The sequence below is a fragment of the Chryseobacterium sp. PTM-20240506 genome (genome assembly GCF_048296755.1).
Classification (GTDB): Bacteria; Bacteroidota; Bacteroidia; order Flavobacteriales; family Weeksellaceae; genus Chryseobacterium; species Chryseobacterium proteolyticum.
Map to the genome: position 1 here is coordinate 2,117,996 of NZ_CP182581.1, position 12,924 is coordinate 2,130,919.

Sequence of the window (12,924 nt, forward strand, 5' to 3'; positions counted from 1 at the left end):
CTATTATAATAAGATAAAAAGTCGGTTTTGAAATTCAGGGCCGGCTTTTTAATTTCCCTACATTTGAAAAAATTTATTTTTTGTATGAAATTAATCACTTATAATGTTAACGGAATCAGGGCAGCTTTTACAAAAGATTTTTTGGGTTGGCTAAAGACTGCTGATCCGGATATCATTTGTATTCAAGAAAGTAAGGCAGGAAATGACCAGATAGACATCGACAGTCTTCAAAAACTTGGTTATCATAGTTACTGGCATTCTGCTATAAGAAAAGGATATAGCGGCGTAGGAATAGCTTCTAAAATTCAGCCCAATCATGTAGAATATGGTTGCGGAATTGAAAGCTATGATAATGAAGGAAGGATTATCAGAGCAGATTTTGATGATTATTCCGTAATTTCGGTATATGTCCCCTCTGCATCTAATATTGAAAGATTAGACTTTAAGATGCAGTTTTGTCATGATTTTCTGAATTATATTAAAATCCTTAAAAAAGAAATTCCTAACCTCATTATTTCGGGTGATTTTAATATTTGCCACCAGGCTATTGATATTCACGATCCTGTGCGCTTAAAAAATGTTTCCGGCTTTTTACCTATGGAACGTGAATGGATGACCAATTTCATCGAAGAATGTGAACTGATAGACAGTTTCAGGTTTTTTAATAATGAGCCTGATAATTACACATGGTGGAGCTACAGGCAAAATTCAAGAGCAAATAATAAAGGCTGGAGATTGGATTATAACTTTACCTCTTATGCTTTAAAGGATAAGCTGTCAAGAGCTGTTATTTTAAAAGAAGCCGTTCATTCAGATCATTGCCCCGCATTGCTGGAATTAGACATATAAAAACGTTCAAATAAAAAAGCCAACTGAATCAGTTGGCTTTTAAAATTTAATAAATCATAAATTTAATCGACAATTTCATATTCTACCGGAATAGTACCAAGATTGGTATTTCCGATTTCATCGAACGCGGCTCTGGAAATATCCAAAGCTCTTGATGAATGGAAAGGTCCTCTATCATTTATCCTCACTGTAACCTCTTTTCCATTGCTTAAATTGGTAACTCTAATTTTAGTCCCAAAAGGAAGCGTTCTGTTTGCAGCGGTGAATTTTGAATTATCAAAAATTTCTCCGTTTGCAGTTTTTCTACCATTAAACTTATCGTGATAGAACGATGCATAACTTGTTTTTTTCGCATCTGTGGCATTGTTCTTGAAAGAATAAATACCAAAGGCTGAAATCATCATTATGATTACGAGAATGAATCTTTTCATCATTTTGAATTTTATTGGTTTTGACTTGGCAAATGTATCATGAATCTGCTTAAGACCATAGCCGATATGTTAAAAACTGTTAACAAAAACCCAATTCAAAGTTAACAACGTCTGTAACCCTTTACAAATAGGGGTTTTAGAACCCACTGTTAAAAAGTGTTAAAAATACCCTCAAAAAGTTAACATAATTAACTAATTGCGATACACATCATCCATAGATAATATATAATTAACTGATATACAATGTAATAAAAAAAATAAATCATTCTTTATATAATACAAAAAGACCAATGAAATATTTCATTGGTCTTTTTAAAGAAGATAAATACTCTTATTTTAAATATTCTAATACATAATCATAGGTTCCTGCCGGATAAACTACAGACATACCTTGAGATCCGGTAACCGCATTTCCTTCTGCAGTTCCTAATGTATAGGAATACAAATCTCGCGAATAAACTGTTCCTGAACCTGACTTGTAGATTGTAATACCATACATTGATTTCATCCCATCTGGTGAAGGGATATTTACCGCACTAGATGTTCCTGTAGCTGCAAACGTTCCTTTTACAGCATATATCTGCGAATTGTTTATTAGAGTATGTGTGGCTGTTTCAGAATTTGTTATATTAGTTTTACTTGAGCTTCCACCTATTGCAACCCATCGGCCATTAGAAATATTTCCAGGATTTCCCGGGTTTGAAAAATAATAAAACCCCGGAGAAATTTCCGTAACAATACCTTGACCTGCAAGAGTCTTTCCACTTGCTGTATTATATACTACCATACCATCAAATTCAGAAACAATAGTTTCATCCTCCATAGCAGCCGTATTAAATTTAAAATTCGTTAGATCCGTACGGGGAAATCCAAGCCCTCTACCATAATTTTTATTTGCTAATCCTTCAAAATTACTGGCATCCATAAAATAATTTGTATCTCCTAATGCCGGTGTAATAATTCCATTACTCAAAAGCTGGGCATTACCATTAACGCTAAAAAGCAATAAAAAAAAACCTGTTATGTCCAATAAAATCTTTTTCATTTCGTCTTTGTGTTTTTAATAATTAATTTCTACCTGAGAATAAATACCATGTTGTTCCATTACTATAAATTCTAACTGCTGCTTGCGCTGTAAAAGAGGCCAAACCTTTTGGCGTTCCCACTCCATCTGTTCCGTTAAATTGTACAGTACCTCCGGTATTATTTCTTATGTATATTGTTCTCCCATTGTATGAAGAGGGTGCTGGTAATGTTAATTGAGTTCCTGATGTAAATTCCCAGAAATCAAAATCAGAGTTTGACCAATCATAAGAAGTAGAAGCAGCTTGTGCCAGATTTAGTCTAAAAGTAGTAGGAGCTACTGTAGTCCCCCCTAAAGCAGTCCATTTTGAGGTGGGATCATCATAATAATAGAAACCAGTACCGTTAATGTTTTCTGTTTTACTACCCGGAGTGCCAGTACCTGATGTAACAAAAACGAGAGCTCCATTTTGAGCAGATTGATATGCCTCATCTTTATCTGCCAATTGTGCAACTGTCATTCTTGGAACTAAAACGGCATCTGCCATATTCCTATCCCTAACATTTGCTACTACGTCAAGAGTAGCTGCCGGCGAAATTGTATTAATACCAACTCCTTTTTGTTGCGCTTTTGAAAGCATAACAAATGAAACCAGCATTACTGCTGTCAATAAATTTTTTTTCATACGTGTTTTTTGAATTTTTAATTATTTTTCGTGATAATTATTATACAAGATTCATAGTTTGTACAGATCCCAACCTATGCTATATTAATCACAAAAACAAAAATAAAATTACTCTTAATCCAATATTTTTTGTGATTTAATGTTGCAGATCTAGTATTAATTATTACTTCTGCAAAGTTAGAGTTAAATTATTAAAAATTCAAATCCACCCTGTCTTACTCTAATTTTAAGGAATGAAAAAGGAACACAACAAGCTGGTAATCAAAACAATGTAAAAAATAAATCAAAACAAACAAAAAACAGAATTGTTAATAAATAAATCAATATTATTTTTTATAAAAAAAAAAATAATGTAAAGTTTAAAGACTCTACATTATTTTTATGAAAATATTTTTTTTATCTATTTTTTTTAAATCAGCTCCCCATATAAATCAAATTCTTCTGCAGAGGTTATTTTTACCATAGCGAATTCTCCAATTGAAATATAGGTATTATCAGCAGGAACTAATACAGTGTTATCTACATCAGGAGAATCATATTCAGTTCTTCCTACAAAATAATTTCCTTCTTTTCTATCAAAAATACATTTGTAAACTTCCCCGATTCTTTCTTGATTTTTTTCCCATGAAATCTGAGATTGGAGCTCCATGATTTCCTCAACCCTTCCTTCTTTAATTTCCTGAGGTATATCATCATCCAAAACATGTGCTGATGTATTTTCTTCGTGAGAATAGGTAAAGCAACCCAATCTATCAAATCTTTGCTCTCTTACCCAATCTTTTAATTCCTGGAATCTTTCCTGCGTTTCTCCCGGATATCCAACGATCAATGTAGTCCTGATTGCCATGTCAGGTACTTTTTCTCTGAACTTTGCCAATAAAGCATCTGTCTTTTCATGAGTAGTCCCCCTTTTCATTGATTTTAAAAGATCAGAATTTATATGCTGAAGAGGAATATCAATATAATTACAAATCTTAGGTTCTTCTCTGATGATATCTAAGACATCTTCCGGAAAACCACTAGGAAAAGCATAATGAAGTCTTATCCACTCGATTCCGTCCACTTTCACAAGCTCTTTTAAAAGATCTCCAAGTGCCCGTCTTTTATAAATATCTAATCCATAGTATGTAAGGTCTTGAGCAATAAGGATCAATTCTTTGGTTCCAACTTTAGCTAGTTTTTCAGCTTCACGCACTAGTTTTTCAATTGGTGTAGAAACATGTCCGCCTCTCATTAGGGGAATCGCACAAAAAGAGCACGGCCTGTCACAGCCCTCAGATATTTTAAGATATGCATAATGTTTTGGCGTTGTAGTTAATCTTTCACCTACCAGCTCATGCTTATAATCTGCACCTAAATGTTTTAACAAGATCGGAAGATCTCTGGTTCCAAAATACTGATCCACATCAGGGATTTCCTTAACCAAATCCGGTTTGTATCTTTCGGAAAGACATCCGGTAACGAAAACTTTCTCCACCTCTCCCCTGTTCTTCGCATCAACATAATCAAGAATAGTATTGATAGATTCTTCTTTTGCATTGTCTATGAAACCACAGGTATTGATGACCACAATATCTCCCTTGTCTTCATGTACAACTTCTTTACCATTCGCCTTAAGCTGACTCATCAATACTTCCGAATCATATACATTTTTAGAGCAACCAAGGGTTACGATATTAATTTTCTTTTTACCTACAGATTTTGTGCGCATCTTTTTGATTTGAGTGTGCAAAGATACGAAATATTAAAAAGTTTGAATCAAAAAATAAAAACCACTTTAATAAAGTGGTTTTCAGTAAACTGTTTAGAAGTTTTTTTCTTTAAGGCTGGGAGCATTTTTATCTTTTTCGGATAAAAGCATATCTTTTTCATCAACCATCCAATCAATATTAAGATCTGTATCATTAAATCTCACTGCACCTTCCGATTCTTTATTATAGAAATTATCACATTTGTAAGCAAAGACAGCAGTGTCACTTAATACAGAAAAGCCATGTCCAAATCCTCTTGGTATATACAACTGAAGCTTATTTTCTCCTGTAAGCTCAATTCCAAACCATTTTCCAAAAGTGGGAGAATCCTCTCTTAAATCCACTGCAACGTCCCAAACCTTCCCTTCAAGACAAGACACTAATTTTGATTGTGCGTGTTCACCTTTTTGCAAATGTATCCCTCTTAAAACTCCATAAGATGATTTAGAAATATTATCCTGAACAAAATGTCCATTCATTCCCGTCAATTCTTCAAATCTTTTTTCATTATATTTCTCAAAGAAATAACCTCTATCATCTTCGAAAACCGTAGGTTCTATAATGTAGCAGTCTTTAAGTGGGGTTTCTTTTATTTTCATATTTATTTGTCATATAATTGTTATAAATTATGATTTGAATTATAAAATATTGTTATTATATTTTAATGACTATTCATAGTCAAAACTACTTTCACTGTTTTTAATAGTGTATGTAGATCCAAACCAAAACTATAATGCTTAATGTAATAAAGGTCGTATTCCAATTTCTTTAAATTATCTTTCGGAGTAGCCTTTGGTAAATGTACTTGTGCCCAGCCGGTAACACCCGGTTTAACCAAATGTCTTAAATCAAAGTAAGCATTTTCTTTTACAGATTCTTCAACAAACTTTGGTCTTTCCGGTCTGGGACCAATTAAACTCATATCTCCATTTAAAACGTTGTAAAGTTGCGGTAATTCATCAATTTTCGTAATTCTTAAGAACTTTCCTACTTTCAAAAGCCTATCATCATTCTTTTGTGTAAAATCACCATGATGATGTAGTTTCATTGTTCTGATCTTAAAAATTTTGAAGGGGACTGAATTTTTACCCACTCTTTTTTGTGTAAAAAAAACACTTCCTGGCGAGCTAATAAAAACCAAAAAGCAACCAATAGTAATTAATGGTAGAGCAAATGGTAAGATTGTTAAGCTCACAAAGATATCAAATATCCGTTTAAATATTTCAGCATTTCTTTTAAGCCCTATTGAAAAAACATTATCAGCAAAATATTCATTAGTTTCAAACTTAACTAGCGGGATTCTCTTATTTACAATTTCATAAAACTCCTGAGCGTCATATACCTTAACCCCTTTAATTCTACTTTCAATTATTTCATTAGTCACTTTCTCTGAAATATGATTAATGTTTGAAGTTTCGATGATTACAGTTTTAATTTTTAATTTTAAAATATACTCTGAAATACTTCTCTTTTCCGTTTCAGTATTAAAGAAAATAAATTTATTATTTTCAACAAAGTGCGTATCTTTAATTAGTTTATGTGTAATATCACTAACATTTACAAAAAGAAGCCTCTTTGAAGTTGATAATTTTGAAATATTCATCATTTTGTGTTATGCAAATACAGATCTAAATATTTATCATACATCTTTTCGATTGTAAACTTATCTTCGAAAATTTGTCTTGACTTTTTCGCAAATTTCTCATAAATATTTGGATTAGAAAGAATAAAAGTAATGGAATTTATAATTTCCTTCAAACTTTCATTGGATACTAGTTTCCCATTATTATCAACAAGTTCGGAAATACCTCCCACATTGGATGCTATTATAGGTTTTGAATAGCATAAAGCTTCTATTAATGATATAGGAAGCCCTTCATAATCTGATAATAAAAGGGCTAAATCAGCATATTGATAATATTTATGTGCTTCCTTTTTTTCACCCAACATGATAACATTTTTTGGAACTTCGGCGACACTCTCTTTATTACCAATCCAAACGAATACATAATCCGACTCCAAAAAATTCTTTGCTACTTCGCAAAATAGATCAAATCTTTTAGGGGGAGCAAGTCTAGAAATAGAAATGATTATTTTCTTACCTACACCATTTTTAATTTCAGATAAAATATCATTGTTATTATGTTCTTTTTTTAAAGCCATGTAATCTTTAATTCCGTTTTGAATCAAATGAATATTCTCTTTAATTCCTTCATTTCTGAGATTCTTAAGGTCATATTCACTGACTCCAACTATGGCACGACATCTTTTTTTCAATGACCTTTCTATTGATAAAAATTTCCGATACCTTAATCTTATAGAATCGAACCCATGCACTGTATAAATTATTTTAGATTTTGGAAAACATAGTCTCCCTAAAATTCCAATTTTAGAAGAATGTAAGTGAATGATATCCGGTTTAATTTTTTTATAGAGAATCATTAGATCTCTGGCAACAAGAATATCCTTTAAACCTATTTTGTGTTGAAGACTTTTTAATTTAACTTGTATTATATTTTTGTTTAATAAATCCCACATTTCTCCATGAACTGAAGAAACTACAAAAACTTCATGTCCTTTTATTATTGATTGTTCAGCCAAATTTATTACTACAGATTGCGCTCCGCCCAATTCTGCAAGTGTAATAACATGTAAAATTCTCATCCTTACCGGGTTAGTTTTATATTCTTTGATTTTCTTACATTAAGCTCAAAATCTTGTAATTTTTGTGTATCATTAATTTTAATTCTTGAAAAAATAATATTTACACGATGTTCTTGGGGAGTCTTCCAATAAGCTATATCTCTACTCGATATCCATTCTGCATTTTTTATTATGATATTTCCTGCCGTATCAAATTTATTTTTCTCCGCATTTAAAGAGGTCAAAAATCCATGCCTGGATCCAAAATCCGTATGTCCTTCAATTAATATACTAGTTATTTTAGCATCTTTTAATTCATCAGCACCTAAAGCATTAAGATTTACTGAAATCCCTGCAGAGCCATTGTTAAATGTATATACATTTTGAACACTAATATTTTCCAGTATATCTTTATACCAACTTGGTTCTATATCAATACCTGATTCAGGATCATGCCCATATGTATTAGATATAAGTATATTTTGAACTTTTACATTCTTTCCGGAAGTAATAGAAATTCCATTTCTTCTTGCACTATCAACCCAGCCACCCGAAACTATTACCTCCTCGGAAAAACCACCGTCTTCTGATCCTATAAAGATTCCATCACCATAAGTTTCAGATATTTTGGGATTTACAATCTTTATATTTTTAGAATTCAAAATAGAAATCCCAGCACTCCATTGTCCGGTTTGTTCTATTTTATTATTCCTACTTCCGACGATTACCGCATTTATTATTTCAACATTATGAACATTATATATTTTAAGTATATCGGAAAATCTTTCATGGGCTGGTCCTAAAAACTTAATCTTTGTATTTTTCTGAAAAATTATTCTTTTATTGGATCCAATTTTCAATCCGTTTTTATTAATAAATAACGTAGCATCCGGAAGTAAGATATTTTCATTATTATCAATAGCCTTTTGAATTATATCAGTGTGATCATTCTCTTTTAAAAATGAACTGTCTACACCAACAAAAAAAATATTACTATTTTTATAATATTCATTTGTATAATTAGGGGAATAATATTTTGAAATAAGATTTTGAGAAACATTTTTTATCGAAAAGTTTTGTGCACTTCCTTTGCAGCTTATTAAAAATCCACAAAATATGCCTAAAATATATGTTTGATTTATTTTTTTATACATATTATTCATTTGCTATATAAAAAATTTGTAGTTTTTTTTCTCTATTTTCACCCTATTCCTATTTTGGATTAGTACGTTTTCTTTTCCTATAGAAGCAAAAATAAAATATACAACACAAGATAATAAGTATTTTACAGAGAATTTAAAATAATCCAGAGAAAATTTATGTTTTTTCAACATATACCAAATTCCAGGAAGTCCTTTAAAATACTTTTTGTAATAATTATTACCAATCTCTCGATAAAAAAGCAGAGGCTCTCCTGTTACTTTAAAGGAGCTTTTATTCTTTGTTCTTAACCAAAGTTCTGCATCTTCAATCCGAATTGCATTAACGTCATAGGGATTATTTTTAAACCAGACAGTTTTTGCAATAACAGTTGGATGAACAAACGTATTTGCAGAAACAAGCTTATCATCCAATAAATCATTTCTCTTTCCAACGACATCATTATTTTCATCAATAGAATAAGCATTGCTACCTAAAACATCAATTTCAGGATTATCTTTTAAAATTTTGATCTGCCGTTCAATTCTTTTCGGATGCATAATATCATCTGCATCCATTCTTGCTAAAAATATCGTCTCTGTCATATCGGGAATTTGATTTAAGCGATACCCCAGATTAAGATTTAGACCATCCGAGAAAACTTTTACTCTCTGGTCTATCAAATATTTTTGAGCAATTTTTAAAGATGAATCCGTAGAACCATCATCGATTAACAATAAAGTAAAATCTTCGAATGATTGAGATAGGACAGATAGAATTGTTTCCTCAAGATAGTCTTCGGCATTATAAAAAGGAATTGCTATAGTAACTTCTGCCATTATTTATTATAAATATTAAAAAATATAAAAATAAATATAAGAAAGGTAACAGTAAACATACCAAATTTTGCAGTATTCTTTACACTAAATAGTGGAGATAGCAAAAAAGGTATCGTTATCCAAGACATTACACCCCATCGATCTGAAAAAGGAATTTGAAACATCATAAAAAACACACCACTTATCAGCATATAATATTTCAGGAGTAATTTATAGTTGTTATTTTCATTTTTTAACAACTTAAAGTTGATAAATGAAAAAATTAATAAAAAAATTGTATTAAAAGCTGCAAACTGTAATTTAAAACCCACTACAAATTCCTCAGCTCCTATACCCTTGATGTAATAATCTGACTGTCTACTATCAATTACAAAGTTCAATAAAGATCCTAAAGATATAATACTTCCGCCTAATGCCGAAACTACTAATAAAATGAAATACCAGAAATAATAAAAATTTAATGTTGCCTTCTTAGCAAATAAAACAATTAGAAATAAAACTAGAACAACAATAGTTGTTGAATGAAACCCAATTGCAAGAATAAATGGAATTATCCAGCTGATTATATTTCTTCTCTCTTTAAAATAATAACTCACTCCTAATAATACCAGAGCAAGAGATACCCCTTGCCTAATGATATTAATACCCAGAGATAAAAAGAAAAAAAGACTTACAAAGGAAAAAGCTACCAAAAGAAAATTGGTCTCAAAACTTTTCAATAAATTATCAATACTCCAAAAAATAATAAGAGTATATAATATACTTATACCAAATAAAAAGTACCTATAATCTTCAGTAAAAAAATGGAATAAAACAATAAGATATTTAAAAGCAATCTGTACACCCAAATCTGCATAATGATTCAGAAACTGCCATTTATACATTTCTGTATCAGATCCTACTTCTGAATCTCTAAAGCCAAATAAAACCGCTATAATTATAAAGAGTATTCCAGTAACAAAACGAGAAATATTATTGTAATTCTTTTTTTTTATGTCTACATACATGGAAAAAATAAATGCTGCCACAGCAAATACAAAGTAAATAATATAATACTTTAAATTAAAAACCTCCATTAAATCTCTTTTAACATCATATTGGCTACTAATTACTTTTTACCAAAAAACGATTTCAATTTCCCTAAAATAGTAGTTGATTGACTTGTATTTGTATAACCATAACCGTGTTTATTTCCATAACCGAAATTTTCGGATTTCACATCATTTAAAACAAAATTTGCGTTTTTTAATTTATTGTCACCAGCTATATTATTAGCATATTCAATAAATGCTTTTTCCGTTCTCTCTGATCTAACAACATACAATGAAACATCAGCAAATTTTGATATCACAAATGTATCCGTTACTGGCATCAATGGAGCAGAGTCTATAATTATATAATCATACTTATCAGCAAGATTATCCAATAAAACTTTATAATTACCATTTTCGAAAAGCTCAACAGGATTTGGAGGAATAATTCCTGAAAATATAAAATCACAGTTCGGATTAAAACCACTAGGATGAATTATGTCTTCAACTTTATTAATACTACCATACAAAAATTCTGAAAGTCCATAAGCATTTTTCATTTCAGGCTTATACCTTTGTAATTGTGGATTTCTAATATCTGAACCTATTACAAGCACCTTTTTCCCGGGCTTAGCAATACTTAGTGCCAAGTTAACAGATATAAAAGTTTTCCCCTCTCCTTTTACGCTTGATGTAACTAATACGATTCTATTCTTTTCTTTCGAAATCGGCAGAAGTAAATTAACATTTGTAGCCAGAATTCTAAATGCTTCTGCCAGTTGTGACACATCATTAACCTGAATCAAATTACTATCCTTTGAAGTTAAGTGAGGTATTTCAGCGATCACCGGAATATTACTTACCTTATCAATACTCTTTTTATCAGATATTCTAGTATTAAAAAAATGTTTTAGAAAGATAATCAAAAATGGAATGGCCAGACCTAATAAAACCGCTACCCCTAAAATAACCATTTTCATAGGTGCTACAGGTTTTCTTTTGTTGTATGCTAAATCAAGCACTCTAGCCTTATCTGATGACATTGCTAAAGTAATTGCAGTTTCTTCTCTCTTTTTTAGTAGGACCAAATACAATTCTTCTTTGATTTGTTGTTGTCTTTCAATATTTCTAAACAAACGCTCTTGAGAAGGGACTTTTTTTAATTTGCTATCACTTTTTTGTTCTACGGAAGAGACGTTATTAATAGTTAATAAAATATTTGATTTACTTTTAGCAAGACTTTCTTTGATTGCGGATCTTACAACCTTTATCTCATCATTCAATGCTTTAACAAGTGGGTTTTGAGGTGTTGCATTTTCAAGCAATCTGTTTCTGTCAGTAATTAATTTATTATATGCAGAAATACTGTTAATAGCAGCACCATTATCCAATCCGATATTTGCAGGTAACACCTCATCATAAGATTTGCTATTCAAGTAATTAATATACATATTATTGAGTTCCAATTGAGTATAAAGCTCTAATTTCCTTCTTTCAGCTTCTGTACCGGTTTGCAAATCTATTCCAGCTTGTGAAGCAATATCGACGATTTCATTGCTTTTTTTGAAATTTTCTTTTTGAACTTCAACATCCCCAAGCTCTTTAGAAATTAATCTTACCCTCTCATCTATAAACTCCTTAGTTTTCTCAGATTCTGTATTCTTTTCAGTAATAGCCTCATTATTATACTTCCCTACTAAAGTATTCAGAATATCTTTTGCTTTGTTAATATTTTCATATTTTAGTGATAAGTTAATAACTGTAGCTTCTTTGTTACTCAAACTAACATTCAAAGCCTCCTGCAAATTATCAATAGTAGATAATTTATCTGTATAATTAAAATATAATGAATTAAAATTCGTAGTTTTTGATAATTGTTTAGGATTAAAAAGAGGGTTTTTTATAATCATCAGATTAGCATAAGGCAAACTAATCGTCTTATTAAAAAAAGTTTTTATTGGTTTATCCAATTCATCAGAAGTTAACTCTAAGGCATTACCGTTAATTTCCAAATTAATTTTTTTCTTTGGTAAAAGAGAATAGGGTTTCTCGTTTATAACTTGTATAATAATTGGTGATTGTGTTCGGTATAATTCTGTGTCATGAAAGGTGCCAATACTGTATATTGTACATTGTAACGGTAAGTCATTAACCACCTGAGAGAGGATTTTTTTAGAGGCTAAAACTTCCATTTCATTTTCAACTGTATTCGAAGTTAAGCCCGAAAAACCTGACAAGCCTTGCATTGCTGCTATATCAGCAGCCCCATTACCAGATTTTTTTGCATCCTTAATTAAAATTTTCGTTAGTACTTCAAATACAGGGGTAGTTTTCTTTATGAGCAAAACTCCTAAAATCGCCATAATAAAAACTCCAATAACAAACCAATACCATTTCTTAATATATGGTTGTATAATATCCCTTAACGAATCTTCTTTCAGAATATATTGATCTTCCCTCATTTCTTAATTTTCCTTAATTTTTTGATTGACGAAGATAGATAAATTTGCTTTTAAAAAAAACTTTAGAAA

The 12,924-nt window shown here is 30.7% G+C and carries 12 protein-coding genes; 1 reads left to right on the forward strand and 11 read right to left on the reverse strand.

Annotated elements, in window-relative coordinates; all coding sequences use genetic code 11:
• Positions 1 to 84 precede the first annotated feature (84 nt).
• Positions 85 to 849, forward strand: a complete 765-nt coding sequence (locus ACNFU2_RS09335; protein ID WP_273649058.1) for an exodeoxyribonuclease III — start codon at positions 85 to 87, stop codon at positions 847 to 849.
• A gap of 62 nt (positions 850 to 911) precedes the next feature.
• On the opposite strand, the gene ACNFU2_RS09340 is transcribed toward ACNFU2_RS09335, so the two are convergent.
• The 11 genes from ACNFU2_RS09340 to ACNFU2_RS09390 form a co-directional block, all read right to left on the reverse strand.
• A complete protein-coding gene (locus ACNFU2_RS09340; protein WP_172279995.1) occupies positions 912 to 1,283 on the reverse strand; it encodes a septal ring lytic transglycosylase RlpA family protein in 372 nt (123 codons plus the stop codon).
• A gap of 328 nt (positions 1,284 to 1,611) precedes the next feature.
• Entirely contained in the window at positions 1,612 to 2,325 is a 714-nt protein-coding gene (locus tag ACNFU2_RS09345; protein WP_273649060.1) for a hypothetical protein, read from the reverse strand.
• Positions 2,326 to 2,347: 22 nt separating this feature from the next.
• Positions 2,348 to 2,989 (reverse strand): hypothetical protein, encoded by a 642-nt coding sequence (locus ACNFU2_RS09350; RefSeq protein WP_273649062.1) that lies wholly within the window; start codon positions 2,987 to 2,989, stop codon positions 2,348 to 2,350.
• 409 nt (positions 2,990 to 3,398) lie between these two features.
• Entirely contained in the window at positions 3,399 to 4,700 is a 1,302-nt protein-coding gene (rimO, locus tag ACNFU2_RS09355; RefSeq protein ID WP_273649064.1) for a 30S ribosomal protein S12 methylthiotransferase RimO, read from the reverse strand.
• A 93-nt stretch (positions 4,701 to 4,793) separates the two neighbouring features.
• Positions 4,794 to 5,339 carry a dTDP-4-dehydrorhamnose 3,5-epimerase gene (rfbC, locus tag ACNFU2_RS09360; RefSeq protein ID WP_273649065.1) on the reverse strand — a complete coding sequence of 182 codons (546 nt, stop codon included), beginning with the start codon at positions 5,337 to 5,339 and terminating at the stop codon, positions 4,794 to 4,796.
• A 62-nt stretch (positions 5,340 to 5,401) separates the two neighbouring features.
• Positions 5,402 to 6,346 carry a sugar transferase gene (locus ACNFU2_RS09365; RefSeq protein ID WP_273649067.1) on the reverse strand — a complete coding sequence of 315 codons (945 nt, stop codon included), beginning with the start codon at positions 6,344 to 6,346 and terminating at the stop codon, positions 5,402 to 5,404.
• A complete protein-coding gene (locus ACNFU2_RS09370; protein ID WP_273649069.1) occupies positions 6,343 to 7,404 on the reverse strand; it encodes a glycosyltransferase in 1,062 nt (353 codons plus the stop codon). Before ACNFU2_RS09370 ends, ACNFU2_RS09365 begins: the two co-directional genes overlap by 4 nt.
• A 2-nt stretch (positions 7,405 to 7,406) precedes the next feature.
• On the reverse strand, positions 7,407 to 8,537 hold the full coding sequence (locus tag ACNFU2_RS09375) for a hypothetical protein (protein WP_273649071.1): 1,131 nt from the start codon (positions 8,535 to 8,537) through the stop codon (positions 7,407 to 7,409).
• Between the two features lie 12 nt (positions 8,538 to 8,549).
• Positions 8,550 to 9,362 (reverse strand): glycosyltransferase family 2 protein, encoded by an 813-nt coding sequence (locus tag ACNFU2_RS09380; RefSeq protein WP_273649073.1) that lies wholly within the window; start codon positions 9,360 to 9,362, stop codon positions 8,550 to 8,552.
• Complete coding sequence (locus ACNFU2_RS09385; protein WP_273649075.1) at positions 9,362 to 10,438, reverse strand: EpsG family protein; 1,077 nt, start codon at positions 10,436 to 10,438, stop codon at positions 9,362 to 9,364. Before ACNFU2_RS09385 ends, ACNFU2_RS09380 begins: the two co-directional genes overlap by 1 nt.
• Before the next feature lie 32 nt (positions 10,439 to 10,470).
• A complete protein-coding gene (locus tag ACNFU2_RS09390; protein ID WP_273649077.1) occupies positions 10,471 to 12,855 on the reverse strand; it encodes a GumC family protein in 2,385 nt (794 codons plus the stop codon).
• Positions 12,856 to 12,924 lie beyond the last annotated feature (69 nt).

What these genes read in the sequence shown, in the direction of transcription:
- rfbC (WP_273649065.1), bottom strand. Translation starts at nt 5,339, where the DNA reads ATGAAAATAAAAGAAACCCCACTTAAAGACTGCTACATTATAGAACCT.
- ACNFU2_RS09380 (WP_273649073.1), bottom strand. Translation starts at nt 9,362, where the DNA reads ATGGCAGAAGTTACTATAGCAATTCCTTTTTATAATGCCGAAGACTAT.
- ACNFU2_RS09370 (WP_273649069.1), bottom strand. Translation starts at nt 7,404, where the DNA reads ATGAGAATTTTACATGTTATTACACTTGCAGAATTGGGCGGAGCGCAA.
- ACNFU2_RS09340 (WP_172279995.1), bottom strand. Translation starts at nt 1,283, where the DNA reads ATGATGAAAAGATTCATTCTCGTAATCATAATGATGATTTCAGCCTTT.
- ACNFU2_RS09335 (WP_273649058.1), top strand. Translation starts at nt 85, where the DNA reads ATGAAATTAATCACTTATAATGTTAACGGAATCAGGGCAGCTTTTACA.
- rimO (WP_273649064.1), bottom strand. Translation starts at nt 4,700, where the DNA reads ATGCGCACAAAATCTGTAGGTAAAAAGAAAATTAATATCGTAACCCTT.
- ACNFU2_RS09350 (WP_273649062.1), bottom strand. Translation starts at nt 2,989, where the DNA reads ATGAAAAAAAATTTATTGACAGCAGTAATGCTGGTTTCATTTGTTATG.
- ACNFU2_RS09365 (WP_273649067.1), bottom strand. Translation starts at nt 6,346, where the DNA reads ATGATGAATATTTCAAAATTATCAACTTCAAAGAGGCTTCTTTTTGTA.
- ACNFU2_RS09375 (WP_273649071.1), bottom strand. Translation starts at nt 8,537, where the DNA reads ATGTATAAAAAAATAAATCAAACATATATTTTAGGCATATTTTGTGGA.
- ACNFU2_RS09390 (WP_273649077.1), bottom strand. Translation starts at nt 12,855, where the DNA reads ATGAGGGAAGATCAATATATTCTGAAAGAAGATTCGTTAAGGGATATT.
- ACNFU2_RS09385 (WP_273649075.1), bottom strand. Translation starts at nt 10,438, where the DNA reads ATGGAGGTTTTTAATTTAAAGTATTATATTATTTACTTTGTATTTGCT.
- ACNFU2_RS09345 (WP_273649060.1), bottom strand. Translation starts at nt 2,325, where the DNA reads ATGAAAAAGATTTTATTGGACATAACAGGTTTTTTTTTATTGCTTTTT.